Source organism: Bacillus sp. TH30, from assembly GCF_016650875.1.
Taxonomy (GTDB): domain Bacteria; phylum Bacillota; class Bacilli; order Bacillales; family Bacillaceae_G; genus Bacillus_A; species Bacillus_A mycoides.
Map to the genome: position 1 here is coordinate 4,066,294 of NZ_JAEKEY010000002.1, position 26,611 is coordinate 4,092,904.

Here is a 26,611-nt window from a genome sequence, read left to right on the forward strand (position 1 = left end):
CTCCATGTAAACTAAGTCATGTAAAGGGAAATCACTTAACAAAGGATGATCCAACATGCTCGAGAAAACAACGAGAATGAACTATTTATTTGATTTTTATCAATCGTTGTTAACGCAAAAACAAAGAAGTTATATGTCGCTTTATTATCTAGATGATTTATCTCTTGGTGAAATTGCGGAAGAATTTGATGTAAGTCGCCAAGCCGTGTATGATAACATTAAACGGACTGAAGCGATGCTTGAAGAATATGAAGATAAATTAGTATTACTTCAAAAGTTTCAAGAGCGACAGCGACTTGTTGCAAAGCTAAAACAGCTAATCAGCGAAGAAGAGCATGTAAATGAAGAAATGAAACAAGTTGTTGAAGCTATCGAAAAATTAGATTAGGAGGGCGGCAATATGGCATTTGAAGGATTAGCCGACCGACTTCAACAGACAATGCAAAAAATCCGCGGCAAAGGAAAAGTTTCTGAAGCCGATGTAAAAGAAATGATGAGAGAAGTTCGTCTAGCTCTTTTAGAAGCGGATGTTAACTTTAAAGTAGTAAAAGATTTTATAAAGCGTGTGTCTGAGCGTGCTGTCGGACAAGATGTAATGAAAAGTTTGACACCTGGACAACAAGTAATTAAAATCGTACAGGAAGAACTTACAGAACTTATGGGCGGAGAGCAAAGCAAAATTGCTGTTGCTAATAAGCCACCTACTGTTATAATGATGGTTGGTCTGCAAGGTGCGGGTAAAACAACGACGACAGGTAAGCTTGCAAATTTGCTTCGTAAAAAGCATAATCGTAAACCGATGCTTGTTGCAGCGGATATTTACCGTCCAGCAGCGATTAAACAGCTTGAAACATTAGGGAAGCAATTGGACATGCCTGTTTTCTCCTTAGGAGATCAAGTAAGTCCGGTTGAAATTGCGAAACAAGCGATTGCGAAAGCAAAAGAAGATCATCACGATTACGTTTTAATCGATACAGCGGGTCGCCTGCATATTGATGAAGAACTAATGGGTGAATTAGCAAAAGTCAAAGAAGTTGCGAAACCGGATGAAATTTTCCTTGTTGTCGATGCGATGACAGGACAAGACGCGGTAAATGTAGCACAAAGTTTCCATGAACAGTTAGGATTAACAGGTGTTGTATTAACGAAATTAGATGGTGATACGCGCGGTGGTGCGGCATTATCTATTAAGGCTGTAACAAATACACCAATTAAATTTGCTGGTATGGGTGAAAAACTAGATGCAATTGAAGCGTTCCATCCAGAACGTATGGCATCCCGTATTTTAGGGATGGGCGACGTCTTAACATTAATTGAAAAAGCGCAAGCTACAGTTGATGAAGAGAAAGCAAAAGAACTTGAGCAAAAAATGCGTACGCTTTCGTTTACGCTTGACGATTTCCTAGAACAACTTGGACAAGTGCGTCAACTTGGACCGCTTGACGAATTGTTAGGAATGCTTCCTGGTGCAAATAAAATTAAAGGGCTGAAAAATGCACAAGTTGATGAAAAACAAATTGGGCATATTGAGGCAATTATTCGTTCTATGACTAAAGTAGAACGAGAACAACCGGAAATAATCAATGCTAGTCGTAAAAAGCGCATTGCCAAAGGTAGCGGTACAACGGTACAAGAAATCAATCGTCTAATCAAGCAATTTGATGATATGAAAAAAATGATGAAGACGATGACGGGAATGCAAAAAGGTAAGAAAAAAGGACTAGGTGGATTGAAGTTTCCATTCATGTAAGGAAAAAAGATGGCTCTGTTAAGAAAAAATACTTTACAAAGCAATAGTCTTTTTGCTAATATAATTATCTGTGTGAAATAAATTCGGAGGTGCTTTATAAATGGCAGTTAAAATTCGTTTAAAACGTATGGGAGCTAAAAAAACTCCTTTCTATCGTGTAGTTGTTGCAGATTCTCGTTCTCCTCGTGACGGACGTTTCATTGAGGAAATCGGTACTTACAATCCGGTTGCTCAACCAGCGGAAGTTAAGATCAACGAAGAAGCAGCATTAAAATGGTTAGGAAATGGTGCTAAACCATCTGATACAGTTCGTAACCTTTTCTCTAACCAAGGTATCATGGAGAAATTCCACTTATCTAAACAAGGTAAGTAATTGAGGCAATGACAATGAAAATGTTAGTCGAGACAATTGTTAAACCTCTTGTGGATCATCCTGGAGATGTAAAAGTTACACAGGAACTTTGCAACGGAGAAATAAAGTATCGATTAACTGTACATCCTGAGGATGTTGGAAAAGTCATTGGAAAGCAAGGGAAAGTTGCGAAAGCGATTAGAATGCTCTTGTATTCAGTGGGACATCATAATGATGAGAACGTCACACTGGAAATTCAATAAACGTAAAAAGGGCGAGGAGTTATTTCCTCTCCCTTTTTTAACATTTAAAGAGAAATTGCATGTTCCATATATAAAATGGAAATGCTTAATTTATATAGAAACCAGGGGTGACATACTATTTATGACAAAATGGTTTAATGTAGGGAAAATTGTAAATACTCATGGCGTAAAAGGAGAAATTCGTGTTATTTCTCGTACTGATTTTCCAGAAGAGCGATATAAAGTAGGGAACACGTTATACATATGGGATGAGAAAGGTACAGACTACCTTACAGTGAAGGTAACTTCTCATCGTCAACATAAGACATTTGATTTATTAACACTTGAAGGATACAACAATGTAGATGAAGTAGAGAAGTTAAAAGGTTCTTTAATAAAAGTACCAGAAGAGCAGTTAGGCGAACTAGCTGAAGGTGAATACTACTACCATGAAATTATTGGTTGCAACGTTGTAACGGAAGAAGGAGAAGCGTTAGGGACAATCAAAGAGATTCTATCTCCTGGTGCGAATGACGTTTGGGTGATTAAACGTCCAAAGGGTCAAGATTTGTTAATTCCTTATATTGATGACGTTGTACTTCAAGTTAACATTGAAAATAAATTAGTAACCATTCATGTAATGGAAGGGCTACTATAATGAAAATTGACATTTTAACATTGTTTCCGGATATGTTTACGGGTGTATTTGGGTCTTCAATTTTAAAGAAAGCACAAGAAAAAGAAGCGGTAGAGCTTCGTGTTGTCAATTTTCGTGAGTATACAACTAGTAAGCATAATAGTGTAGATGATTATCCGTATGGTGGGGGCGCTGGTATGGTATTAACCCCACAGCCTATCTTTGACGCAGTAGAAGAGTTAACGAAGGAAACAGACCGTAAGCCGAGAATCGTCTTAATGTGTCCACAAGGAGAGCGTTTCACGCAGAAGAAGGCAGAAGAGCTTGCTGGAGAAGAGCATGTTATTTTTGTATGTGGCCATTATGAAGGATACGATGAACGAATTCGTGAGCATCTTGTAACAGATGAGATTTCTATTGGGGATTACGTATTAACGGGTGGAGAATTGGCTTCTATGGTAGTCACTGACAGTGTTGTACGTCTTTTGCCAGGAGTGCTTGGGAATCAAACGTCACAAGTGGAAGACTCTTTTAGCACAGGTTTGTTAGAACACCCACATTATACACGTCCTGCTGATTTTCGTGGTATGAAGGTACCGGATGTACTAATGTCAGGAAATCATAAAAACATTGATGAATGGCGCCATAAAGAGTCACTACGTCGTACGTACACACGTAGACCGGATTTACTGGAAGAACGAGAATTATCTAAGCAAGAAGAGAAATGGCTGGAACAGATTAAAGAAGACCGATAAGGGCTTGATATATTTTCTATTGCAACAGTCCTAGCAATATGCTATTATAACATTTGTGCTACTGAAATCAGTAGCCGTATTAACGATGTTCCGCTGTAATTTAATAAGACTTTATAAGAGCATCTGTTTAAAGGAGAGAATTTAATATGCAACAATTAATCACAGAAATCACAAAAGGCCAATTGAAAACTGACCTTCCTTCATTCCGTCCTGGAGACACTTTACGTGTACACGTAAAAGTAGTTGAGGGAACTCGTGAAAGAATTCAGCTTTTCGAAGGTGTTGTAATTAAGCGTCGTGGTGGCGGAATCAGTGAAACATTCACAGTTCGTAAGATTTCTTACGGTGTAGGTGTTGAGCGTACATTCCCAGTTCACACGCCAAGAATCGCGAACATCGAAGTACTTCGCCGTGGTAAAGTACGTCGTGCTAAGTTATACTACTTACGTAACCTTCGCGGTAAAAAAGCACGTATTAAAGAAATTCGATAAGACATGTATGGGAGCTTGTAAATACACAAGCTCCCTTTTTCCAATCTATATGAAATTTTGGTATAATACGAGCAGCTTACATAACAGTGGAGGGGAAAGCATGAAGAAAGAGAAGAGCTCACTTTGGGAATGGATCAAAGCAATTTTGATTGCTGTTGTATTAGCGGGCGTAATTAGACAGTTTTTCTTTGCCCCAATTCTCGTAGACGGTGTATCGATGTCGCCGACTTTACATGACCGTGATCGAATGATTGTTAATAAAATTGGCTATCACATAGGTGATCCGAAACGCTTTGATATTATTGTATTCCGAGCGACGGAAGAAAAAGATTATATTAAGCGTATTATTGGCCTGCCAGGCGACGAAATCGAATACCGTAATGATAAACTATATGTTAACGGGAAACCTTATGAGGAGCCGTATTTAGATAAGCAGAAAAAACAACTGGCTGACGGACCGCTTACATATGATTTTACTCTTGAAGAAATGACAGGAAAGAAAACTGTTCCAGAAGGTCAATTATTTGTTTTAGGCGATAATCGTCGTTTTAGTAAAGATAGCCGTTCGATTGGTACAATTTCAATGGACCAAGTGATTGGTAAAGCAAATATGCTATATTGGCCGTTAAAAGATGCACGTATTGTGAAATAAAAGAAAAAGAAGGTGGCAACATGGTAATTCAATGGTTCCCAGGACATATGGCAAAGGCTAGACGCCAAGTAACAGAAAAATTAAAGTTAATTGATGTTGTAATTGAGCTTGTAGATGCTCGATTACCTTTATCTTCTCGTAATCCAATGATTGATGAAATTATTACACATAAACCAAGGCTTGTTGTTTTAAATAAAGCGGATATGGCGGATGATCGTCTTACAAAGCAGTGGATTGCATATTTTGATGAAAGAGGTCAAAAGGCAATTTCAATTAATGCGCAAGCTGGACAAGGTATGAAAGAAATTGCAGCAGCTTGTAAAGTTCTTGTCAAAGAAAAATTCGATAAAATGGTTGCTAAAGGCATTAGACCAAGAGCAATTCGTGCTTTAATTGTAGGTATTCCAAACGTTGGTAAATCTACACTAATTAATAAATTAGCGAAGAAGAATATAGCAAAAACAGGAGATCGTCCTGGTGTGACAACGGCCCAGCAGTGGATTAAAGTTGGGAAAGAAATGGAATTATTAGATACACCAGGTATTTTGTGGCCTAAATTTGAAGATGAATTAGTTGGTCTTCGTTTAGCGACGACTGGTGCAATTAAAGATTCTATATTAAATCTACAGGATGTAGCTATTTATGCGTTACGTTTTATGGAAAAATATTATCCGGAACGTTTAAAAGAGCGATATAATTTAAATGACATTCCAGAAGAAATTGTGGAGTTATTTGATGCAATTGGAAAAAATAGAGGTTGCTTAATGGGCGGCGGAATGATTGATTATGATAAAACATCTGAGCTTATACTTCGTGAGCTTCGTGGTGGAAGATTAGGAAAAATGACATTTGAAACACCAGAAGAGTTTGCAGAGCAGGTAGAAGATGCGGAAAAAGTAGAAGAAGTATAAGACGTGCGTTTGTACGTCTTTTCTTTTTGGTTACGTTTAAAAGGAGTGTAAATAGATGCAAAAAATGACTATTCATGAAGCGGAATGTTTGCTGCAAGAAATTATGAATGAAGAAGACGAGCGTTTTCAAATGTTAGTGAAAGATGAGCGAAAAGGTGTTCAAAAACTAATTTTGAAGTGGTATAAACAAAAAGAGTTAGCGCAAAAAGAAAGAGAAAAATTTCTAGAAATGTCAAAGTACGAAAATGAGTTACGTGAAAAAGGGCTCACATACATTGCTGGTATTGATGAAGTGGGTCGTGGGCCGTTAGCAGGACCGGTTGTGACGGCGGCAGTCGTCCTTCCGGAAGATTTTTATATTCCAGGATTAAATGACTCGAAAAAATTAAGTGAAGCGAAACGTGAGCGTTTTTATGATGAAATTAAAGAGCATGCAATTGCGATTGGAGTTGGAATTATATCACCACAAGTTATTGATGAAATAAATATTTATCAAGCGACGAAGCAAGCGATGTTAGATGCCGTTGCTAATTTATCATGTACACCAGAATATTTATTAATCGATGCGATGAAGCTTCCTACATCAATTCCGCAAACATCAATCATTAAAGGTGATGCGAAAAGTGTCTCTATTTCAGCTGCATCTATTATTGCGAAAGTGACGAGAGATCGCATGATGAAAGAGTTAGGAGGAAAGTATCCTGCATATGGATTTGAACAACATATGGGATATGGGACGAAACAGCATTTAGAAGCGATTGAAGTACATGGAGTATTAGAGGAACATCGAAAATCATTCGCGCCAATTAAAGATATGATTCAAAAATAAGCTGTATATTCACAGCTTATTTTTTATTTTGGTATATAAACATTATTATTTTCGAAAAAGAATAAAGCGATTTCAGTTTTCTGACACTTTATTGTAGACAGCGTGCCAATCATCTTATACAATGGCAATGTAATGTTTTTTAAACATTAAAAAACTTTTCGAGTAAAACAGGAAAACAGGGGAGGATGGGACCATGAATATCCATGAGTACCAAGGTAAGGCAGTCCTTAGAAGCTATGGGGTTAGCGTTCCGAACGGGAAGGTTGCATTTACAGTAGAAGAAGCTGTAGAAGCAGCGAAAGAATTAGGAACGGAAGTATGTGTAGTTAAAGCGCAAATTCACGCTGGTGGACGCGGCAAAGCTGGCGGTGTAAAAGTTGCGAAAAATTTGGAAGAAGTTCGTACATATGCAGAAAGCATTTTAGGAACTACACTTGTGACGCATCAAACAGGTCCTGAAGGTAAGGAAGTAAAACGCTTACTTATCGAAGAAGGTTGCGATATTAAAAAAGAATATTATGTAGGTCTTGTATTAGATCGTGCAACTTCTCAAGTTGTTTTAATGGCATCTGAAGAAGGTGGAACAGAAATTGAAGAAGTAGCAGAAAAAACGCCTGAAAAAATCTTTAAAGAATATATTGATCCAGCAGTAGGTTTACAAGGTTTCCAAGCGCGTAGAATCGCGTTTAACATCAATATTCCAAAAGAACTTGTAGGACAAGCTGTGAAGTTTATGATGGGCTTATACAGCGCGTTTATCGAAAAAGATTGCTCTATCGCTGAGATTAATCCACTTGTTACAACAGGTGACGGTAAAGTTATGGCGTTAGATGCAAAATTAAACTTTGATTCTAATGCGTTATATCGCAATAAAGATATTTTAGAACTTCGTGATCTTGAAGAAGAAGATTCAAAAGAAATTGAAGCTTCTAAATATGATTTAAACTACATTCCTTTAGATGGAAATATCGGTTGTATGGTTAATGGTGCAGGTTTAGCAATGGCTACAATGGATATCATTAAACATTACCATGGTGACCCGGCTAACTTCTTAGATGTTGGTGGCGGCGCAACAGCTGAAAAAGTTACAGAAGCATTCAAAATTATCCTTTCTGACAAAAATGTAAAGGGTATCTTCGTTAACATTTTTGGTGGCATTATGAAGTGTGATGTTATCGCAGAAGGTGTTATTGAAGCGACGAAGCAGGTAGGTCTTGAGTTGCCTTTAGTTGTACGTCTTGAAGGTACAAACGTAGAGCTAGGAAAGAAAATTTTAAATGAGTCTGGTTTAAATATTGTTGCAGCAGAATCTATGGCAGACGGTGCACAAAAAATTGTTTCACTAGTGGGCTAATAGAAAGCGGGGGAGAAAAATGAGCGTATTAGTTAATAAAGATACAAAAGTTATTGTTCAAGGTATTACAGGTTCTCAAGGGTTATTCCATACAAAGCAAATGATTGAATACGGTACGAAAATTGTAGGTGGTGTAACACCAGGTAAAGGTGGCACTGATATTGAAGGCGTACCAGTATTTGATACAGTAGAAGATGCTGTGAAAGCAACAGGCGCAAACGCTTCAGTTGTATACGTTCCACCCGCTTTTGCGGCTGATGCAATTATGGAAGCAGTTGATGCAAAGATTGATTTAGTAGTATGTATTACTGAAGGAATCCCTGTATTAGATATGGTAAATGTAAAGAGATATATGGCGGGTAAACATACACGTTTACTTGGACCAAACTGCCCTGGTGTCATTACACCTGACGAATGTAAAATTGGTATTATGCCAGGATATATTCACAAAAAAGGTCATGTTGGTATCGTATCTCGCTCTGGTACATTAACGTATGAAGCTGTACATCAGTTAACGCAAGAAGGTATTGGCCAATCTACTGCTGTAGGTATCGGGGGAGACCCTGTTAACGGTACGGACTTTATTGATGCGTTAAAAGCATTTAATGAAGATGAAGAAACGCATGCTGTAATTATGATTGGTGAAATCGGCGGTACGGCAGAAGAAGAAGCAGCAGAATGGGTACAAGCTAATATGACAAAACCAGTTGTAGGCTTCATTGGTGGTCAAACAGCGCCTGAAGGCAAACGTATGGGTCATGCTGGGGCGATCATTTCTGGCGGCAAAGGAACTGCTGCTGAAAAGATTAAAACAATGGAAGCTTGTGGTATTAAAGTAGCGGAAACACCAGCTGTTATGGGTGAAACATTAATCTCTGTTTTAAAAGAAAAGGGATTATTTGAGACTTGTAAAAACTACTAATCTTTTTGAAAGACACCTTCTTATTAGAGGGTGTCTTTTTACACATTTTTTGTTTACATAATAAAAATTATGGGTAAGGAGAATTGAGATGAAAAGAGAACGTTTATTGCACCTTCATTACATGTTGGCGGATCATTGGAAGGCGATGGAGAGACTACTATATGTTGATCCAGAACTGAAGGGAATATACACTTTTAGTCCGAAACAATTTGAATATTACGCTGGAATATCCTCGGAAAAATCTTTAGAACTAGTAAATTTTCTTCAAATTTCAAATCTCCAACAATATGTATCCCAGTTAGAAAAAAAGAGAATATTTTATATAACAATATGGGATAAGGACTATCCACAATTACTGCGAGAAATACAAGATCCCCCTTTTGTTTTATACGGAAAAGGAGAAAGAGATTTTCTAAATAAAGTAAATAAATTAGCGATTGTTGGAACGAGAGAACCGTCTTTATATGGAAAGGAGAGTATGAAGTTTATTTTACAACCTTTACTTGAAAAAGAATGGCTTATTGTTAGTGGGTTTGCAAGAGGGATAGATACAATTGCTCATGAAGTTACAGTAAGGCAGCATTGCCCGACCATTGCAATATTAGGACACGGATTATCTTATATGTATCCAAAGGAGAATAGAGGTTTATATGACACGTGGAAAGATTATATATTGTTATTGACAGAGTATCCGCCCCATTATGTGCCGAAAAAATGGTATTTCCCAAAAAGAAATCGAATTATTAGCGGTATAAGTAAAGGTGTTTTAGTTGTAGAAGCAAAAACGAGAAGTGGATCCCTTATTACTGCAGACCTTGCGCTAGAACAAAATAGAGAGGTGTTTGCGCTTCCTGGACCTATATTTATAGAGAGTGCAGCGGGAACGAATCATCTAATTCAACAAGGCGCAAAGCTAGTAAGAAATGCGGAGGATATCCTTGAAGAAATTTTAAATTAACCATATATTTTTATGTTTTTATTAAACAATTATTGACAAATGGTAGATTGTCGCTGTATGGTATATTCATTCTTGATTGACAAAAACAAGAGAAATCAATAAGATTGATGAAGACTTGAATCCACCTCTTAAGGAGGCACTAGCATGTCAGATTACCTCGTAATCGTGGAGTCGCCTTCTAAGGCGAAGACCATTGAAAAATATTTAGGGAAAAAATACAAAGTCGTCGCGTCCATGGGACATGTCCGCGATTTACCTAAAAGCCAAATGGGGATAGAAGTAAAGAATAACTTCACCCCGAAGTATATTACCATTCGTGGTAAGGGTCCCGTTTTAAAAGATTTAAAATCAGCGGCAAAAAAAGCAAAGAAAGTCTATCTCGCGGCCGATCCGGATCGTGAAGGAGAAGCAATTGCTTGGCATTTAGCAAATACGTTAAATGTGGACGTTGAATCAGATTGCCGAGTTGTATTTAATGAGATTACAAAAGATGCAATAAAAGAATCATTTAAATATCCTCGTGCAATTAATATGGATTTAGTAGATGCACAACAGGCAAGGCGTATACTCGATCGTCTTGTTGGTTACAATATTAGTCCTTTATTATGGAAGAAAGTAAAAAAAGGATTAAGTGCAGGACGCGTACAATCTGTAGCAGTTCGTTTAATCATCGAACGTGAAAAAGAAATTCAAAGTTTTGAACCTGAAGAATTCTGGACAATTAAAACAGAATTTGTGAAAGGGAAAGACACATTTGAAGCAAGCTTTTACGGTGTAGATGGTGAAAAAGTTCAATTAACGAACGAAGCACAAGTGAACGAAATAATCGAAAAGATGAAAGACAATGCGTTTTCGGTTGAAAATGTAACGCGAAAAGAGCGAAAGCGTAACCCTGCATTACCGTTTACAACATCTTCCTTGCAACAAGAGGCAGCGCGTAAGTTAAATATGCGAGCAAAGAAAACAATGATGCTTGCACAGCAGCTGTATGAAGGGATAGATCTTGGAAAACAAGGGACTGTAGGTCTTATTACGTATATGAGAACTGATTCAACACGTATCTCAGAAACAGCTCAAACAGAGGCTCGTGATTACATTACTGAGGCGTTTGGTGCGGAATACATAGGAACAGAGAAGAGGAAAGAAACGAAAAAGTCGAAAGCACAAGATGCGCATGAGGCGATTCGTCCTACTTCGGTAATGAGAAAGCCAGAGGAACTAAAAAGTTTCTTAAGTCGTGATCAACTCCGTTTGTATAAACTGATTTGGGAGCGATTTGTTGCAAGTCAAATGGCATCTGCTATAATGGATACTGTTACAGCGAAACTCATTAATAACAATGTTCAGTTCCGTGCAAGTGGATCAGTTGTAAAGTTCCCAGGATTTATGAAAGTGTACGTAGAGTCGAAAGATGATGGTGCGGAAGAAAAGGATAAGATGTTGCCACCGTTAGAAGTAGGTGAAACTGTATTCTCAAAAGATATAGAACCAAAGCAACATTACACACAGCCTCCGCCGCGTTATACAGAGGCTCGTCTAGTAAGAACACTTGAAGAGCTTGGAATTGGGAGACCGTCTACTTATGTACCGACACTTGAAACAATCCAAAAACGAGGATACGTTGCTTTAGATAATAAACGCTTCGTTCCGACTGAGCTTGGTGGAATAGTAATCGAACTTATTTTAGAGTTTTTCCCAGAAATTATTAACATTGAATTTACTGCCAATATGGAGCAAAGCCTTGATGAAGTAGAAGAAGGAAATGCAAATTGGGTGAAAATTGTTGATGATTTCTACGTAGGATTTGAACCGCGCTTAGAAAAAGCGGAAAAAGAAATGCGTGAAGTGGAAATTAAAGATGAACCAGCTGGGGAAGACTGTGAATTATGTAGTCACCCGATGGTCTTTAAAATGGGTAAATATGGGAAGTTTATGGCTTGTTCAAATTTCCCGGAATGTCGTAATACAAAACCGATTGTAAAAGAAATCGGTGTTACTTGTCCGAAGTGTGATAAAGGGCAAATTATTGAACGCCGTAGTAATAAAAAGAAACGCCTTTTCTACGGATGCGGTACGTATCCAGAATGTGACTTTGTATCTTGGGATAAGCCGATTGGTCGTAAATGTCCGAAGTGTGAAGGTATGCTCGTAGAGAAAAAGTTAAAAAAAGGCGTGCAAGTACAATGTATTTCGTGTGATTATGAAGAAGAACAACAAATGTGAGCGTAACTGCTCACATTTTTTTCGGGAAGAAAAGGAAAGGTGATATATATGACAACACAAGTAGTAAACGTCATTGGCGCAGGTCTTGCAGGAAGCGAAGCAGCTTACCAAATTGCAAAGCGTGGTGTCCAAGTAAAATTATATGAAATGAGACCAGTAAGGCAAACACCAGCTCATCATACAGATAAATTTGCTGAATTAGTATGTAGTAACTCACTTCGCGCAAACACATTGACAAATGCTGTTGGTGTTATTAAAGAAGAAATGCGTCTAATGGATTCTGTCATTATTCGTGCAGCTGATGAGTGCTCTGTACCAGCAGGAGGTGCTTTAGCTGTAGACCGTCATGAATTCGCGGCGAAAGTGACTGAATATGTGAAAAATCATCCGAACGTAACTGTAATGAATGAGGAAATCACTGAAATTCCAGAGGGACCAACTGTTATCGCGACAGGTCCACTTACGTCTCCGGATCTTTCTGCACAATTAAAAAAACTAACAGGTGAAGATTATTTTTATTTCTATGATGCTGCAGCGCCAATCGTTGAGAAAGACAGCATTGACATGAATAAAGTATATTTAAAATCCCGTTATGATAAAGGTGAAGCGGCATATTTAAACTGTCCAATGACAGAAGAAGAGTTTGATCGTTTTTATGAGGCTTTAATTGCTGCTGAGACAGTGCCTTTAAAAGAATTTGAAAAAGAAATTTTCTTTGAAGGTTGTATGCCAGTAGAAGTTATGGCAAGTAGAGGAAGACAGACGTTAGTATTTGGACCGATGAAGCCTGTTGGGTTAGAAGATCCGAAAACAGGGAAAACACCGTATGCGGTTGTTCAGTTACGTCAAGATGATGCAGCAGGAACATTATATAATATTGTAGGCTTCCAAACACATTTAAAGTGGGGGCCACAAAAAGAAGTGTTACAGCTAATTCCAGGACTAGAAAACGCAGAGATTGTACGTTATGGTGTAATGCATCGTAATACGTTTATTAATTCGCCTAATTTACTTCGTCCAACATATCAATATAAACAACGTGATGATTTATTCTTCGCTGGTCAAATGACTGGTGTAGAGGGTTATGTTGAATCAGCAGCATCAGGATTATTAGCGGGTATTAACGCTGCTCGACTTGTAAAAGGTGAAGAGCCAGTTGTATTACCACCTGTAACTGCAATGGGAAGTATGGCAAATTATATTACTGCGACAAATGCGAAAAACTTCCAGCCAATGAATGCAAACTTCGGTTTATTTACACCGTTAGAGAAGAAAATTAAAAAGAAACAAGAGCGAAATGAAGCATATGCTACACGCGCTTTGGAAACAATTCAAAATTTTGTAAATATTTAATTAAATTTCTTGCAAAGGCTACTAAGTTGTGATACGATTTAGTAGCCTTTATTGAGGTGAATTATATGGATGTGAATGTGAAGAAATTGTTACAATTATTCGTTGGTTATTTACAAATTGAAAGAAATTATTCAAAATATACAATTGCAAGTTATCAAAATGATTTAGAACATTTTGTGCAATTTATGGAGCGAGAAGGCATATCCTCTTTTTTAGATGTTACATACGCGGATGTTCGTTTATACTTGACGACGTTGCACGATCAGAAGTTAGCCCGTAAATCTGTCGCAAGGAAAGTATCAAGCTTACGAAGTTTATATCGTTTTTTGATGCGTGAAGGTTATCAAAAAGATAATCCGTTTGCACTTGCGTCACTTCCCAAGAAAGAATTGTCAATCCCAAAGTTTTTATATGCTGAAGAGTTAGAGGAATTGTTTGAAGTTTCTGATACAGGGGCACCATTAGGTCAAAGGAATCAAGCTTTATTAGAGTTGATGTATGCAACTGGGATTCGTGTAAGCGAATGCGTTAATTTGCAACTTACCGACATTGACTTTGCAGTGGGAACAATTTTAGTGATGGGAAAAGGGAAAAAACAAAGATATATTCCGTTCGGAAGCTATGCACAAGATGCTTTAATTACTTATATAGAGAACGGGAGAAAACAGTTAGCTCAAAAGACTGAAGAACAATCTCATATGGTATTTTTAAATGCGAAAGGTAAGCCGTTAACAGATCAGGGTGTACGTTATGTTTTGAACGAACTCATTAAGAAAGCTTCACTTACAATGCGGATAAGTCCCCATATGTTAAGGCATACATTTGCTACACATATGTTGGATGAAGGAGCGGATTTACGTACTGTGCAGGAGCTATTAGGTCATGAGAATTTGTCAACCACACAAATTTATACGCATGTCTCTAAAGAAAGATTGCGTTCTGTGTACATGAAGCATCACCCGCGGGCATAAATTGCTTTTAAGGCTATAAAAACATATAAAGGAGTTTTTTCTATGGGAAATTTCCACGCTACAACGATATTTGCAGTTCATCATAATGGAGAATGTGCAATGGCTGGAGATGGTCAGGTAACGATGGGAAATGCTGTTGTAATGAAACATACAGCTCGCAAAGTTCGCAAACTTTTCCAAGGGAAAGTTTTAGCTGGTTTTGCAGGATCAGTTGCTGATGCATTTACTCTTTTTGAAATGTTTGAAGGAAAATTAGAAGAGTATAATGGCAACTTGCAGCGCGCTGCAGTTGAGATGGCGAAACAATGGCGTGGTGATAAAATGCTACGTCAGCTAGAAGCAATGCTCATTGTCATGGATAAAACAACGATGCTCCTTGTTTCAGGTACAGGAGAAGTGATTGAACCAGATGATGGTATTTTAGCAATTGGTTCAGGCGGACATTATGCACTTGCTGCTGGTCGTGCTTTAAAGCAACATGCAAGTGAACATTTAACAGCGAAACAAATTGCGAAGGCCAGTTTAGAAATTGCAGGCGATATTTGTGTTTATACGAACCACAACATAATTGTTGAAGAATTGTAGAATCGTAAGGGAGGCATTTTATATGCATTTACATTTTACTCCGCGTCAAATTGTGGAAAAATTAGATCAATACATCATCGGTCAAAAAGATGCAAAGAAAGCGGTTGCTGTAGCTCTACGAAATCGATACCGTCGCAGTAAATTAGTTGAAAATTTACGTGATGAAATTGCACCTAAAAACATTTTAATGATTGGACCGACAGGTGTTGGTAAAACAGAGGTAGCACGGCGAATGGCGAAACTCGTTGGAGCACCTTTTATTAAGGTTGAAGCGACGAAATTTACAGAAGTTGGATATGTGGGTCGAGATGTAGAGTCGATGGTCCGTGACCTTGTTGAAACGTCTGTTCGCATTGTGAAAGAGGAAATGGTAGTTAAAGTTCAAGATAAAGCAGAAGAGCAAGCGAATCAACGTCTTGTTGAAATTTTAGTGCCGAGTCCGGAGAAGCAATCTGGATTTAAAAATCCATTAGAAATGCTTTTTGGTGGTAATCAAAATTCAAACCAAACATCTGATGCACAGGAAGATGATGAAATCGAAAAGAAACGTCAAGATGTGGAAAGAAAGCTTGCGGCAGGCCTTCTTGAAGATGAAGTGATATCGATTGAAGTGACGGAACAACAGTCTTCTATGTTTGATATGTTGCAAGGAACTGGCATGGAGCAAATGGGAATGAATTTCCAAGATGCACTAGGAAGTATCATGCCGAAAAAAACGAAAAAACGTAAACTTTCTGTAAAAGAAGCAAGAAAACTCTTGACAAATGAAGAGGCACAGCGCTTAATTGATATGGATGAAGTTACACAAGAGGCTGTTTATCGTGCTGAACAGCTCGGGATTATTTTTATCGATGAAATTGACAAAATTGCTGGTAAGCAGTCGAATAGCGTAGATGTATCGCGTGAAGGTGTGCAACGTGACATTTTACCGATTGTAGAAGGATCGAATGTAGCAACGAAATACGGATCAGTAAAAACCGATTATATTTTATTTGTTGCAGCTGGAGCGTTCCATATGTCTAAACCGTCGGATTTAATTCCGGAATTGCAAGGGAGATTTCCGATTCGAGTAGAATTAACAAAATTATCGGCGGATGATTTTGTTAAAATATTAATCGAGCCTGACAATGCGCTAATTAAACAGTACACGGCGTTATTAGCGACTGAAGGTATAGAAATTGAATTTTCAGACGAAGCTATTCGTAAGATTGCTGAGATTGCTTATCAAGTTAATCAGGATACAGATAATATTGGAGCGAGAAGACTTCATACTGTTATGGAGAAGCTCCTTGAAGATTTATCGTTTGAGGCATCTGAAATTACGTTAGAGAAAATAACGATAACACCTCAATATGTTGAGGAAAAATTAGCGACAATAGCTAAAAATAAAGATGTGAGCCAGTTTATTTTGTAATAGTGTCATCAGGTGACTCGCCCTAGTTTCCAAGTGATGAAAAAATATGTAAGTAACATGTAGGAGGAAATTTTGAAATGGAATTATTAGCAAAAACGAGAAAATTAAATGCGTTATTACAGAGCGCAGCAGGAAAGCCTGTAAACTTTAGAGAGATGTCTGACACAATGTGTGAAGTAATTGAAGCGAACGTGTTCGTTGTAAGTCGTCGCGGTAAATTATTAGGATATGCGATTCACCAACAAATCGAAAACGAACGTATGAAGCACATGCTTGCAGAGCGTCAATTCCCAGAAGAGTATACGCAAAGTTTATTCAATGTTACAGAAACATCTTCAAATTTAGGTGTGGATAGTGACTACACAGCATTCCCAGTAGAAAATAGAGAATTATTCGGTCAAGGTTTAACTACAATCGTACCAATCGTTGGTGGCGGTGAGCGTCTAGGTACACTAGTATTAGCTCGTCTTGGTCAAGAGTTCTTAGACGATGATTTAATTCTTGCTGAATACAGCTCAACTGTTGTAGGTATGGAAATCTTACGTGAAAAAGCAGAAGAAATCGAAGAGGAAGCACGTAGTAAAGCTGTTGTTCAAATGGCGATTAGCTCATTATCTTACAGTGAGTTAGAAGCAATCGAGCATATCTTCGAAGAATTAAATGGAACAGAAGGTTTACTTGTTGCAAGTAAAATTGCTGATCGCGTAGGAATTACTCGTTCGGTAATCGTAAATGCACTACGTAAATTAGAAAGTGCTGGTGTTATTGAGTCTCGCTCTTTAGGTATGAAAGGAACATACATTAAAGTGCTAAACGACAAGTTTCTACAGGAACTTGCTAAATTAAAAACAAACTAATTTATAAAAAAACTCTCCTCGCTTGAGGAGAGTTTTTTGTTTTTTTAAGTGAATGATTTTGCTTACGTAAGGCGTCATGACAACATTCATTAGAAAACTATTAATTAACCTTCAATTCCTTGCTTAAAGGAATTGAAGGTTGGTAATACTAGGATTTGAGCGTGAAAAAAAGAAAGTTTTACATTGTTCGCATTTTCGACTTGATTGTAATATTTCAGTATGATATAGTAAGCAGTGGTGTCAGTACAAAGTACACACGTTTACTGATTTAAGTGTTGGTGCTACGTTCGTAGTTTCGCTTAGAGATGAAGTAAACGGAGGATATCAAAAAAACCATTTAGGAGGAACTAAATTATGTCAGTAATTTCTATGAAACAATTGCTTGAAGCTGGTGTTCATTTCGGACATCAAACTCGTCGTTGGAACCCAAAAATGAAGCGTTACATCTTCACAGAGCGTAACGGTATCTACATCATCGACTTACAAAAAACTGTGAAAAAAGTTGAGGAAGCTTACAGAACGATGCGTGACATCGCTGCTGAAGGTGGAGACATTTTATTCGTAGGTACTAAAAAACAAGCACAAGAAGCTATTAAAGAAGAAGCAACTCGTGCTGGTATGTACTTCGTTAACCAACGTTGGTTAGGTGGAACTTTAACAAACTTCCAAACAATCCAAAAGCGTATCAAGCGTCTTAAAGATATCGAAAGAATGCAAGAAGATGGTACTTTCGAAGTACTTCCTAAGAAAGAAGTTGTTCAACTTAAAAAAGAGTTAGAGCGTCTTGAGAAATTCTTAGGCGGTATTAAAGATATGAAAGGTCTTCCAAGTGCATTATTCATAGTAGACCCTCGTAAAGAGCGTATTGCAGTTGCTGAAGCACGCAAATTACACATTCCAATCATCGGTATCGTTGATACAAACTGTGATCCGGACGAAATCGATCACGTTATTCCAGCAAACGATGATGCAATTCGTGCTGTAAAACTTCTTACATCTAAAATGGCAGACGCGATCCTTGAAACAAAACAAGGTGAAGAAACTGTTACTGCGTAACAAATTTGGAAAGGTGATAAGGGGTTCGGCCTTTTATCACCTTTTTTAAGGTATAAACACCTTTATAAAAGGTATAAATACATATTTTAGGAGGATGAAAAATATGGCAATCACTGCACAAATGGTAAAAGAACTTCGCGAAAAAACTGGCGCAGGTATGATGGACTGCAAAAAAGCTTTAACAGAAACTAACGGCGACATGGAGAAAGCAATTGACTTCTTACGTGAAAAAGGTATTGCGAAAGCTGCTAAAAAAGCAGACCGCATCGCTGCTGAAGGTTTAACTTTCATCGAAACAAACGGTAACGAAGGTTTAATCTTAGAATTAAACTCTGAGACTGATTTCGTTGCGAAAAACGAAGGTTTCCAAGCGTTAATTAAAGAATTAGCTGCTCACTTATTAGCTAACAAACCTGCTAACGTTGAAGAAGCTATGGCTCAAACAATCGAAGGCGGCAAAACAGTAGAAGAGCACATCAACGAAGCAATCGCTAAAATTGGTGAAAAACTTACACTTCGTCGTTTCGAAATCGTATCAAAAACTGATGCTGATGCATTCGGCGCTTACCTACACATGGGTGGACGTATTGGTGTATTAACAGTTCTTGAAGGTTCTACTGACGAAGCAGCTGCTAAAGATGTAGCAATGCACATCGCAGCAGTTAACCCTAAATACATCGACCGCGATGCTGTAACAGCTGAAGAAGTTGAGCATGAGCGTCAAGTATTAACACAACAAGCTTTAAACGAAGGCAAGCCTGAAAAAATCGTTGCGAAAATGGTAGAAGGCCGTCTTGGCAAATTCTTTGAAGAGATTTGCTTACTTGACCAAACATTCGTTAAGAATCCTGACATGAAAGTTCGTCAATTCGTTGAGTCTAAAGGCGGAACATTAAAAGGATTCGTTCGCTACGCTGTTGGTGAAGGTATCGAAAAACGCGAAGACAACTTTGCTGAAGAAGTAATGAACCAAGTAAAAGGTAACAACTAATACAGATTAGGGAACACATTGTGTTCCCTTTTTTAAAATAAAGATGTAAGCAATTGGAGGTTCATTATGAGTAAACCGAAATATAATCGTGTCGTTTTAAAGCTGAGCGGAGAAGCTTTAGCTGGCGAGCAAGGATTTGGAATTAACCCAGCTGTTATTAAGTCAGTTGCGGAACAAGTGAAAGAAATTGCAGAACTTGATGTAGAGGTTGCTGTTGTTGTTGGTGGCGGTAACATTTGGCGTGGGAAAATTGGAAGTGAAATGGGCATGGATCGTGCAGGAGCAGATTACATGGGCATGTTAGCAACAGTTATGAATTCATTAGCTCTTCAAGATAGCTTAGAGAATATTGGAATTCAAACTCGCGTACAAACTTCAATTGAGATGCGTCAAGTGGCAGAGCCTTACATTCGTCGTAAAGCAATTCGTCACTTAGAGAAAAAACGTGTTGTTATCTTTGCTGCAGGTACAGGTAACCCATACTTCTCTACAGATACAACAGCAGCATTACGTGCAGCTGAAATCGAAGCGGACGTTATTTTAATGGCGAAAAATAATGTGGATGGCGTATATAGTGCAGATCCATCTATTGACCCAACAGCTACGAAATACGAAACACTTACTTACTTAGATGTATTAAAAGCAGGTTTAGGTGTAATGGATTCTACAGCTTCTTCTTTATGTATGGATAATGATATTTCATTAATTGTATTCTCGGTTATGGAAAAAGGTAACATTAAACGTGCCGTTTTAGGCGAAAATATTGGAACAGTTGTAAGGGGGAAATAAATTATGGGACAACAAGTATTGAAGTCTTCAAATGAAAAAATGGAAAAAGCAGTTGCTGCTTATTCTCGTGAATTAGCAACAGTTCGCGCTGGTCGTGCAAGCTCGTCTGTATTAGATAAGGTACAAGTTGATTACTATGGTGCACCAACACCAGTTGTGCAATTAGCGAACATTACAGTTCCAGAAGCACGTTTGCTTGTAATTCAACCTTATGATAAAACTTCTATCGGTGATATTGAAAAAGCAATTTTAAAAGCAGATTTAGGCTTAAACCCTTCTAATGATGGAACTGTAATTCGTATTGCATTCCCTGCATTAACAGAAGAGCGTCGTCGCGATCTTGTAAAAGTTGTGAAGAAATATGCTGAGGAAGCAAAAGTTGCTGTTCGTAACGTACGTCGTGACAGTAATGATGACCTTAAGAAGCTTGAAAAAGCTGGCGACATTACAGAAGATGATTTAAGAGGATATACTGAAGATATCCAAAAAGAAACAGATAAATATATTGCAAAAGTTGACGAAATCGCAAAAAACAAAGAAAAAGAAATTATGGAAGTGTAATAGCGATAATTTCGCAAATATGACCCTCTTCTTAAGGGGGTCTTTTTACACTTTTAGGCATACGTCTGCTTGTTGGAGGGTATGAATGATGTTTAAAAAGTTTCCTTTTTTTAAAAGTAAAAAGGTCACATCGTTTGATCATCTCATTGAAAAAGTGAAAAAAGGATATATCCCAGAACATATTGCTATTATTATGGATGGTAATGGAAGATGGGCAAAGAGAAGAGCCATGCCTCGCATTGCTGGTCATCATGAAGGTATGCAAGTTGTGAAGAAAATCACAAAATTTGCAAGTAAGCTTGATGTGAAAGTATTAACTCTTTATGCTTTTTCGACTGAGAACTGGAAAAGACCGAAAAAAGAAGTTGATTATTTGATGAAGCTTCCAGAAGAATTTTTAGGTGCATTTTTACCAGAGTTGATTGAAGAAAACGTACAAGTCCGAGTAATAGGGCAAAAAGATCGTCTTCCTACGCATACGCGCAGAGCGATGGAAAAAGCCATGGAAGATACGAAAGAGAATACGGGATTAATTCTTAATTTCGCGTTAAACTATGGAAGTCGAGATGAAATCGTTTCTGCTGTGCAACATATGATGAAAGATAGTGAGGAAGGAAAAATTCGTTCGGAAGAAATAAGTGAAGAAAAGATTTCTTCTTACTTAATGACGAGTTCTTTACCTGATCCAGAGTTGTTAATCCGTACAAGCGGAGAGCTACGTATTAGTAATTTCATGTTATGGCAAATTGCTTATTCGGAATTTTGGTTTACAGATGTGTATTGGCCAGATTTTACCGAAGAACATTTGCTAAATGCGATTACAGACTTTCAACATAGAGGGCGCAGATTCGGAGGCGTGTAGAAAGAGAGGGTTTGGTAGTGAAACAGAGAATTATTACTGGAGTGATTGCTGCCGCGCTATTCATTCCCATCGTAATTTACGGTGGCGTGCCTTTTACAGTTTTAGTGTATGCACTTGCTTCTATAGGTTTATATGAATTAATTCGTATGAACAAGCTTACGCTTATTTCGGTACCAACAGTTTTAGCTGCAGTATTATTGTGGATTATTTTAATTCCGAGTAGTGCATCAGAACTGTTTACGTGGATTGGATTAGGTAAATTAGAAATCACATTTGTGATTGTTTTATTACTTTTATCATATACAGTCCTTTCTAAGAATACATTTACTTTTGACAATGCTTCATTTTTACTTATGGCAACGACATATGTTGGAATGGGATTCTTATATTTAAATGAAACGAGAATATTAGGAATCAAATATGTGTTCTGTGCACTATTTGTCATATGGGCAACTGATTCAGGTGCATATTTCATAGGGAAAGCATTTGGAAAAAGAAAATTATGGCCAGAAATTAGTCCGAATAAAACGATTGAAGGTTCATTAGGCGGTATTGTTTGTGGAATTGTTGTTGCACTTGTTTACAATATGTTCTTCCCAGTTGAAGCGAATGTAGGAGTTTTAATCGTTCTGACGATTATCATTTCTATTTTTGGACAAATTGGTGATTTAGTGCAATCTGCATTTAAACGCCATTATGGTGTAAAGGATTCAGGTACAATTTTACCTGGACATGGTGGTATTTTAGATCGAACAGATAGTTGGTTATTTGTGTTACCAATTCTATACTTCTTATTACAATACAATTAATAAATGAACGAGGGGTTGGAGTCATGAAAAACATTAGTTTACTAGGTGCAAGCGGATCAATCGGTACACAAACATTAGATGTGTTACGCTCGCACCCAGACCAATTCCGTCTCGTTGCTTTTTCTGTAGGGAAAAATGTTGATTATGCAGTAAAGGTAATTCAAGAATTTTCCCCGCAAATTGTCTCTGTGCAAAGAGAGGAAGATGTTTTAAAATTACAAGCTGTTTCTGGTAATACAAAAGTAGTATATGGTAGCGAAGGCTTATTAGAAGTAGCGCTGCACCCAGATACAGAAATTGTAGTGAATGCTGTTGTAGGGAGCGTAGGGTTGTTACCGACACTCCGCGCAATTGAGGCGAAAAAAACAATTGGAATTGCAAATAAAGAAACGTTAGTAACTGCAGGGCATCTTGTAATGGAAGCAGCACGAAAACATAATGTATCGTTACTTCCAGTAGACAGTGAACATTCAGCTATTTTTCAATGCTTGAATGGTGAAAATGAAAAAAGAATCTCTCGCTTAATTATAACTGCTTCAGGCGGAAGTTTTCGTGATAAAACGAGAGATGAATTGCATCAAGTGACCGTAGAAGATGCACTTCGTCATCCAAACTGGTCAATGGGTTCGAAAATTACAATTGATTCTGCTACAATGATGAATAAGGGGCTAGAAGTAATTGAAGCACACTGGCTTTTTGGTATCCCTTATGAGCAAATCGATGTTGTTCTACATAAAGAAAGTATTATTCATTCTATGGTTGAATTTGAAGATCGTAGTGTAATGGCACAGCTTGGCTCACCTGATATGCGAGTACCGATTCAATACGCGCTTACATATCCTGATAGATTACCTCTTTCAGACACGAAACAGTTAAATTTATGGGAAATGGGAACATTGCATTTTGAGAAAATGAATCAAGAGCGTTTCCGTTGTCTACGTTTTGCGTATGAAGCTGGAAAGACAGGTGGAAGTATGCCGGCTGTAATGAACGCGGCAAATGAAGTAGCTGTTGAAGCTTTTTTACAAAAGAGAATTGGTTTCTTAACAGTGGAAGACCTCATTGAAAAAGCAATGCACCATCACACTGTCATTGCACGTCCGAGCTTAGAGGAAATTCAGGAAATTGACGCAGCCACAAGACGGTTTGTGATGGAACAAATTTAGCAAAGGTGGTTATGGAATTGAATACAGCGATTGCCTTTATATTAATTTTCGGTGCACTCGTATTTTTCCATGAGCTAGGGCATCTATATTTCGCAAAAAGAGCAGGTATTTTGTGCCGCGAGTTTGCGATTGGTTTTGGTCCGAAAATATTCTCATTTGAAAAGAATGAAACGGTGTATACGATTCGATTACTGCCCCTTGGTGGCTATGTAAGAATGGCTGGCGAGGATGCGGACACAGTTGAGTTAAAACCTGGAAAAAAGGTTGGGCTTGTATTAAATGAAAAAGACGAAGTTGTGAAATTAGTTTTTGACGGACATGAAAAATATCCAAATGTTCGTGTCATTGAAGTCGAACAAGCTGATTTAGAGCATAATCTTACAATTTTGGGTTATGAAGAGTACGAGGAAGAGCTGCAAACATTCCGAGTAAATGAAAAAGCTCGTATCATTTCTGCGGGAGAAGAAATTCAAATCGCTCCGTACAATAGACAATTTGGCTCTAAAAAATTGGGCCAACGTGCTCTAACAATCTTTGCAGGTCCTGCAATGAACTTTATTCTAGCATTTGTTATTTTTGTGATTCTTGGATTTGTACAAGGAGTTCCTGTTGACAAACCGATGGTCGGAAAAGTAATGGAGAATAGTGCTGCAGAACAAGCTGGATTAAAAGAAAACGATACAATTCAAGCAATCAATGGGAAGAACACTAGTACATGGAAAGATGTTGTAACGATTGTACGTGAAAACCCAAATAAAGAAATTACGTTACATGTAAAGCGTGATAGTGAGCAATTTAATGTGAAAGTAACACCAACGCTTGATAAAGAAGGAAAAGACGAAGTTGGTAGAATTGGTGTTTATTCTCCTGTAGAGAAAACAGTGATGGGTTCTATTAAATCAGGGTTTGAACAAACATACGAATGGACGAAACTAATTTTTGATTCTCTTGTAAAATTAGTAACGGGTCAATTTTCTATTAATGAGTTGTCAGGTCCAGTAGGAATTTATAATCTAACAGATCAAGTTGTAGATTATGGATTTACGCGTGTACTAAGTTTAGCGGCAGTTTTAAGTATTAACCTTGGTTTATTTAATTTATTACCAGTCCCAGCTTTAGACGGTGGGCGTTTGTTCTTCTTCTTAATTGAAGCGTTACGAGGAAAACCAATTGATCGTCAAAAAGAAGGAATGGTTCACTTTATTGGGTTTGCATTATTAATGTTGCTTATGTTAGTTGTAACATGGAATGACATCCGTAAGTTTTTCTTGTAAAATAAGAAGAAGGTTATAATGAAATAGAGCTCATAGAATAAAATCCCTCACCTAACTCGAGGTGAGGGGTTTTATTGCGTGTAAGAGTAAAATGAAGAGGTGCGAATAAATGAAACAAAGTATGGTATTCAGTCCTACATTACGTGAAGTTCCAGCAGATGCTGAAATTAAGAGTCATCAATTATTACTTCGCGCAGGGTTTATGCGTCAAAATGCTTCTGGTATTTATAGTTTTCTACCATTTGGTTTAAAAGTGTTACACAAAGTAGAACGTATTGTTCGTGAAGAAATGGAGCGCGCAGGGGCAGTAGAACTATTAATGCCAGCTATGCAAGCTTCTGAATTATGGCAAGAATCAGGCCGTTGGTATTCTTACGGATCAGAATTAATGCGTATGAAAGATCGTAATGCTCGCGAGTTTGCGCTAGGGGCAACTCATGAGGAAGTAATTACAGATCTTGTACGTGATGAAATTAAATCATACAAAAAATTACCATTAACATTATATCAAATTCAAACAAAATTCCGTGATGAGCAAAGACCACGTTTCGGTTTATTACGCGGAAGAGAATTTTTAATGAAAGATGCGTATTCTTTCCATGCAACACAAGAAAGTTTGGATGAAGTATATAGCGGTTTATACAAAGCGTATTCTAATATCTTTGCTCGTTGTGGTTTGAATTTCCGTGCAGTTATAGCTGATTCTGGAGCAATGGGTGGAAAAGATACACACGAATTTATGGTGTTATCTGATGTAGGTGAAGATACAATTGCGTATTCTAATACATCTGATTATGCGGCAAATATTGAAATGGCGCCTGTTGTTGCTACGTATACGAAGAGTGATGAAGCCGAAAAAGCACTTGAAAAAGTAGCAACTCCAGATCAAAAAGCTATTGAAGAAGTATCTGCATTCTTAAATATCGCAGCGGAAAAATGCATTAAATCTATGGTGTTTAAAGTAGATGCGAAATTAGTAGTAGTACTTGTTCGTGGCGATCATGAAGTCAATGATGTAAAAGTGAAGAATGTATACGGAGCTTCAGTCGTTGAGCTTGCTTCACATGAAGAAATAAAAGAGTTATTAAACTGTGAAGTGGGTTCTTTAGGAACGATTGGTGTTACAGGGGATATCGAAATTATCGCTGACCATGCTGTAGCATCAATTGTCAACGGATGTTCAGGAGCGAACGAAGAAGGATTCCATTATGTAAATGTAAATCCAGAACGTGACTTTAAAGTAAGTCAATATACAGATTTACGCTTCATCCAAGAAGGAGACCAATCTCCAGATGGAAATGGAACAATTCTTTTCGCACGTGGAATTGAAGTTGGTCATGTATTCAAATTAGGAACTCGTTATAGTGAAGCAATGAACGCAACGTTCCTAGATGAAAACGGAAAAACAAAACCACTTATTATGGGTTGTTACGGTATCGGTGTATCTCGTACAGTGGCAGCAATTGCAGAGCAGTTTAATGATGAGAATGGTTTAGTTTGGCCAAAATCTGTTGCACCGTTCCATGTGCATGTAATTCCAGTGAATATGAAATCTGATGCACAACGTGAAATGGGTGAAAATATCTATAACTCATTACAAGAGCAAGGATACGAAGTATTACTAGATGATCGTGCAGAACGTGCAGGTGTTAAATTTGCAGATGCAGATTTATTCGGCCTTCCAGTTCGTGTTACAGTTGGTAAAAAAGCAGATGAAGGTATTGTAGAAGTGAAAGTACGTGCTACAGGCGAGTCTGAAGAAGTGAAAGTAGAAGAACTTCAAACATATATTGCTAATATTTTAAAATAAGAAGAGGTACCTCGTAATGAGGTACCTTCTCTTTCTT

28 protein-coding genes are annotated in these 26,611 nt (G+C 37.7%); all 28 read left to right on the forward strand.

Annotated features, from left to right (window positions below; translation table 11 throughout):
* Positions 1 to 55: 55 nt before the first annotated feature.
* The 28 genes from JFU20_RS23240 (at position 56) to JFU20_RS23375 (ending at position 26,574) form a co-directional block, all read left to right on the forward strand.
* Positions 56 to 388, forward strand: coding sequence for a putative DNA-binding protein (locus tag JFU20_RS23240; protein WP_000891061.1), 333 nt, complete (start codon positions 56 to 58; stop codon positions 386 to 388).
* A 12-nt stretch (positions 389 to 400) separates the two neighbouring features.
* Positions 401 to 1,750, forward strand: a complete 1,350-nt coding sequence (gene ffh, locus JFU20_RS23245) for a signal recognition particle protein (RefSeq protein WP_002014519.1) — start codon at positions 401 to 403, stop codon at positions 1,748 to 1,750.
* Between the two features lie 100 nt (positions 1,751 to 1,850).
* Complete coding sequence (gene rpsP / locus JFU20_RS23250) at positions 1,851 to 2,123, forward strand: 30S ribosomal protein S16 (RefSeq protein WP_000268750.1); 273 nt, start codon at positions 1,851 to 1,853, stop codon at positions 2,121 to 2,123.
* Between the two features lie 14 nt (positions 2,124 to 2,137).
* On the forward strand, positions 2,138 to 2,365 hold the full coding sequence (locus JFU20_RS23255; protein ID WP_002088196.1) for a KH domain-containing protein: 228 nt from the start codon (positions 2,138 to 2,140) through the stop codon (positions 2,363 to 2,365).
* A 121-nt stretch (positions 2,366 to 2,486) separates the two neighbouring features.
* Positions 2,487 to 3,002, forward strand: a complete 516-nt coding sequence (rimM, locus tag JFU20_RS23260; protein ID WP_002014521.1) for a ribosome maturation factor RimM — start codon at positions 2,487 to 2,489, stop codon at positions 3,000 to 3,002.
* On the forward strand, positions 3,002 to 3,736 hold the full coding sequence (gene trmD / locus JFU20_RS23265; protein WP_002014522.1) for a tRNA (guanosine(37)-N1)-methyltransferase TrmD: 735 nt from the start codon (positions 3,002 to 3,004) through the stop codon (positions 3,734 to 3,736). Before rimM ends, trmD begins: the two co-directional genes overlap by 1 nt.
* 146 nt (positions 3,737 to 3,882) lie before the next feature.
* Positions 3,883 to 4,227, forward strand: a complete 345-nt coding sequence (gene rplS / locus JFU20_RS23270; protein ID WP_002014524.1) for a 50S ribosomal protein L19 — start codon at positions 3,883 to 3,885, stop codon at positions 4,225 to 4,227.
* A gap of 100 nt (positions 4,228 to 4,327) precedes the next feature.
* On the forward strand, positions 4,328 to 4,879 hold the full coding sequence (gene lepB / locus JFU20_RS23275; RefSeq protein ID WP_002066791.1) for a signal peptidase I: 552 nt from the start codon (positions 4,328 to 4,330) through the stop codon (positions 4,877 to 4,879).
* Positions 4,880 to 4,899: 20 nt separating this feature from the next.
* Positions 4,900 to 5,790, forward strand: coding sequence for a ribosome biogenesis GTPase YlqF (gene ylqF / locus JFU20_RS23280; protein WP_201038913.1), 891 nt, complete (start codon positions 4,900 to 4,902; stop codon positions 5,788 to 5,790).
* 55 nt (positions 5,791 to 5,845) lie between these two features.
* Positions 5,846 to 6,619 (forward strand): ribonuclease HII, encoded by a 774-nt coding sequence (locus tag JFU20_RS23285; protein WP_002014527.1) that lies wholly within the window; start codon positions 5,846 to 5,848, stop codon positions 6,617 to 6,619.
* A gap of 193 nt (positions 6,620 to 6,812) precedes the next feature.
* Positions 6,813 to 7,973, forward strand: a complete 1,161-nt coding sequence (gene sucC, locus JFU20_RS23290; RefSeq protein WP_002014529.1) for an ADP-forming succinate--CoA ligase subunit beta — start codon at positions 6,813 to 6,815, stop codon at positions 7,971 to 7,973.
* Positions 7,974 to 7,992: 19 nt separating this feature from the next.
* The gene (gene sucD, locus JFU20_RS23295; RefSeq protein WP_000115186.1) at positions 7,993 to 8,895 is read left to right on the forward strand and encodes a succinate--CoA ligase subunit alpha; all 903 of its coding nucleotides are present in this window, start codon (positions 7,993 to 7,995) and stop codon (positions 8,893 to 8,895) included.
* An 88-nt stretch (positions 8,896 to 8,983) separates the two neighbouring features.
* Positions 8,984 to 9,853 carry a DNA-processing protein DprA gene (gene dprA, locus JFU20_RS23300; RefSeq protein ID WP_201038914.1) on the forward strand — a complete coding sequence of 290 codons (870 nt, stop codon included), beginning with the start codon at positions 8,984 to 8,986 and terminating at the stop codon, positions 9,851 to 9,853.
* Positions 9,854 to 9,997: 144 nt separating this feature from the next.
* Complete coding sequence (gene topA, locus JFU20_RS23305; RefSeq protein WP_002088184.1) at positions 9,998 to 12,076, forward strand: type I DNA topoisomerase; 2,079 nt, start codon at positions 9,998 to 10,000, stop codon at positions 12,074 to 12,076.
* Positions 12,077 to 12,124: 48 nt separating this feature from the next.
* Positions 12,125 to 13,429: an FADH(2)-oxidizing methylenetetrahydrofolate--tRNA-(uracil(54)-C(5))-methyltransferase TrmFO gene (trmFO, locus tag JFU20_RS23310; RefSeq protein ID WP_002014534.1), complete on the forward strand. Its 1,305-nt coding sequence runs from the start codon at positions 12,125 to 12,127 to the stop codon at positions 13,427 to 13,429.
* A gap of 71 nt (positions 13,430 to 13,500) precedes the next feature.
* A complete protein-coding gene (gene xerC / locus JFU20_RS23315) occupies positions 13,501 to 14,400 on the forward strand; it encodes a tyrosine recombinase XerC (RefSeq protein WP_078175468.1) in 900 nt (299 codons plus the stop codon).
* A gap of 42 nt (positions 14,401 to 14,442) precedes the next feature.
* A complete protein-coding gene (hslV, locus tag JFU20_RS23320; protein WP_002014538.1) occupies positions 14,443 to 14,985 on the forward strand; it encodes an ATP-dependent protease proteolytic subunit HslV in 543 nt (180 codons plus the stop codon).
* Between the two features lie 22 nt (positions 14,986 to 15,007).
* Complete coding sequence (hslU, locus tag JFU20_RS23325; protein WP_002014539.1) at positions 15,008 to 16,399, forward strand: ATP-dependent protease ATPase subunit HslU; 1,392 nt, start codon at positions 15,008 to 15,010, stop codon at positions 16,397 to 16,399.
* Positions 16,400 to 16,476: 77 nt separating this feature from the next.
* On the forward strand, positions 16,477 to 17,256 hold the full coding sequence (codY, locus tag JFU20_RS23330) for a GTP-sensing pleiotropic transcriptional regulator CodY (RefSeq protein WP_002014541.1): 780 nt from the start codon (positions 16,477 to 16,479) through the stop codon (positions 17,254 to 17,256).
* 354 nt (positions 17,257 to 17,610) lie between these two features.
* The gene (gene rpsB / locus JFU20_RS23335; RefSeq protein ID WP_002088178.1) at positions 17,611 to 18,312 is read left to right on the forward strand and encodes a 30S ribosomal protein S2; all 702 of its coding nucleotides are present in this window, start codon (positions 17,611 to 17,613) and stop codon (positions 18,310 to 18,312) included.
* Between the two features lie 103 nt (positions 18,313 to 18,415).
* Positions 18,416 to 19,303 carry a translation elongation factor Ts gene (tsf, locus tag JFU20_RS23340; RefSeq protein ID WP_002088177.1) on the forward strand — a complete coding sequence of 296 codons (888 nt, stop codon included), beginning with the start codon at positions 18,416 to 18,418 and terminating at the stop codon, positions 19,301 to 19,303.
* Between the two features lie 66 nt (positions 19,304 to 19,369).
* Complete coding sequence (gene pyrH, locus JFU20_RS23345; protein WP_002014544.1) at positions 19,370 to 20,092, forward strand: UMP kinase; 723 nt, start codon at positions 19,370 to 19,372, stop codon at positions 20,090 to 20,092.
* A gap of 3 nt (positions 20,093 to 20,095) precedes the next feature.
* On the forward strand, positions 20,096 to 20,653 hold the full coding sequence (frr, locus tag JFU20_RS23350) for a ribosome recycling factor (RefSeq protein ID WP_000531506.1): 558 nt from the start codon (positions 20,096 to 20,098) through the stop codon (positions 20,651 to 20,653).
* An 85-nt stretch (positions 20,654 to 20,738) separates the two neighbouring features.
* Positions 20,739 to 21,515: an undecaprenyl pyrophosphate synthase gene (locus tag JFU20_RS23355; protein WP_002014545.1), complete on the forward strand. Its 777-nt coding sequence runs from the start codon at positions 20,739 to 20,741 to the stop codon at positions 21,513 to 21,515.
* A 17-nt stretch (positions 21,516 to 21,532) separates the two neighbouring features.
* A complete protein-coding gene (gene cdsA, locus JFU20_RS23360) occupies positions 21,533 to 22,324 on the forward strand; it encodes a phosphatidate cytidylyltransferase (RefSeq protein ID WP_002088171.1) in 792 nt (263 codons plus the stop codon).
* A gap of 23 nt (positions 22,325 to 22,347) precedes the next feature.
* The gene (dxr, locus tag JFU20_RS23365; RefSeq protein WP_002014547.1) at positions 22,348 to 23,490 is read left to right on the forward strand and encodes a 1-deoxy-D-xylulose-5-phosphate reductoisomerase; all 1,143 of its coding nucleotides are present in this window, start codon (positions 22,348 to 22,350) and stop codon (positions 23,488 to 23,490) included.
* 17 nt (positions 23,491 to 23,507) lie between these two features.
* Positions 23,508 to 24,764: an RIP metalloprotease RseP gene (rseP, locus tag JFU20_RS23370; protein WP_002088169.1), complete on the forward strand. Its 1,257-nt coding sequence runs from the start codon at positions 23,508 to 23,510 to the stop codon at positions 24,762 to 24,764.
* Between the two features lie 109 nt (positions 24,765 to 24,873).
* Positions 24,874 to 26,574: a proline--tRNA ligase gene (locus JFU20_RS23375; protein ID WP_201038915.1), complete on the forward strand. Its 1,701-nt coding sequence runs from the start codon at positions 24,874 to 24,876 to the stop codon at positions 26,572 to 26,574.
* Positions 26,575 to 26,611: the final 37 nt, after the last annotated feature.

Excerpts from the sequence above, each read along its gene's own strand:
- hslV (WP_002014538.1), top strand. The coding sequence starts at position 14,443 with ATGGGAAATTTCCACGCTACAACGATATTTGCAGTTCATCATAATGGA.
- rpsB (WP_002088178.1), top strand. The coding sequence starts at position 17,611 with ATGTCAGTAATTTCTATGAAACAATTGCTTGAAGCTGGTGTTCATTTC.
- ffh (WP_002014519.1), top strand. The coding sequence starts at position 401 with ATGGCATTTGAAGGATTAGCCGACCGACTTCAACAGACAATGCAAAAA.
- pyrH (WP_002014544.1), top strand. The coding sequence starts at position 19,370 with ATGAGTAAACCGAAATATAATCGTGTCGTTTTAAAGCTGAGCGGAGAA.
- rimM (WP_002014521.1), top strand. The coding sequence starts at position 2,487 with ATGACAAAATGGTTTAATGTAGGGAAAATTGTAAATACTCATGGCGTA.
- ylqF (WP_201038913.1), top strand. The coding sequence starts at position 4,900 with ATGGTAATTCAATGGTTCCCAGGACATATGGCAAAGGCTAGACGCCAA.
- JFU20_RS23255 (WP_002088196.1), top strand. The coding sequence starts at position 2,138 with ATGAAAATGTTAGTCGAGACAATTGTTAAACCTCTTGTGGATCATCCT.
- JFU20_RS23355 (WP_002014545.1), top strand. The coding sequence starts at position 20,739 with ATGATGTTTAAAAAGTTTCCTTTTTTTAAAAGTAAAAAGGTCACATCG.
- hslU (WP_002014539.1), top strand. The coding sequence starts at position 15,008 with ATGCATTTACATTTTACTCCGCGTCAAATTGTGGAAAAATTAGATCAA.
- rplS (WP_002014524.1), top strand. The coding sequence starts at position 3,883 with ATGCAACAATTAATCACAGAAATCACAAAAGGCCAATTGAAAACTGAC.
- JFU20_RS23285 (WP_002014527.1), top strand. The coding sequence starts at position 5,846 with ATGCAAAAAATGACTATTCATGAAGCGGAATGTTTGCTGCAAGAAATT.
- lepB (WP_002066791.1), top strand. The coding sequence starts at position 4,328 with ATGAAGAAAGAGAAGAGCTCACTTTGGGAATGGATCAAAGCAATTTTG.
- sucC (WP_002014529.1), top strand. The coding sequence starts at position 6,813 with ATGAATATCCATGAGTACCAAGGTAAGGCAGTCCTTAGAAGCTATGGG.
- codY (WP_002014541.1), top strand. The coding sequence starts at position 16,477 with ATGGAATTATTAGCAAAAACGAGAAAATTAAATGCGTTATTACAGAGC.
- rpsP (WP_000268750.1), top strand. The coding sequence starts at position 1,851 with ATGGCAGTTAAAATTCGTTTAAAACGTATGGGAGCTAAAAAAACTCCT.
- JFU20_RS23240 (WP_000891061.1), top strand. The coding sequence starts at position 56 with ATGCTCGAGAAAACAACGAGAATGAACTATTTATTTGATTTTTATCAA.
- tsf (WP_002088177.1), top strand. The coding sequence starts at position 18,416 with ATGGCAATCACTGCACAAATGGTAAAAGAACTTCGCGAAAAAACTGGC.
- dprA (WP_201038914.1), top strand. The coding sequence starts at position 8,984 with ATGAAAAGAGAACGTTTATTGCACCTTCATTACATGTTGGCGGATCAT.
- topA (WP_002088184.1), top strand. The coding sequence starts at position 9,998 with ATGTCAGATTACCTCGTAATCGTGGAGTCGCCTTCTAAGGCGAAGACC.
- trmD (WP_002014522.1), top strand. The coding sequence starts at position 3,002 with ATGAAAATTGACATTTTAACATTGTTTCCGGATATGTTTACGGGTGTA.
- dxr (WP_002014547.1), top strand. The coding sequence starts at position 22,348 with ATGAAAAACATTAGTTTACTAGGTGCAAGCGGATCAATCGGTACACAA.
- frr (WP_000531506.1), top strand. The coding sequence starts at position 20,096 with ATGGGACAACAAGTATTGAAGTCTTCAAATGAAAAAATGGAAAAAGCA.
- trmFO (WP_002014534.1), top strand. The coding sequence starts at position 12,125 with ATGACAACACAAGTAGTAAACGTCATTGGCGCAGGTCTTGCAGGAAGC.
- JFU20_RS23375 (WP_201038915.1), top strand. The coding sequence starts at position 24,874 with ATGAAACAAAGTATGGTATTCAGTCCTACATTACGTGAAGTTCCAGCA.
- sucD (WP_000115186.1), top strand. The coding sequence starts at position 7,993 with ATGAGCGTATTAGTTAATAAAGATACAAAAGTTATTGTTCAAGGTATT.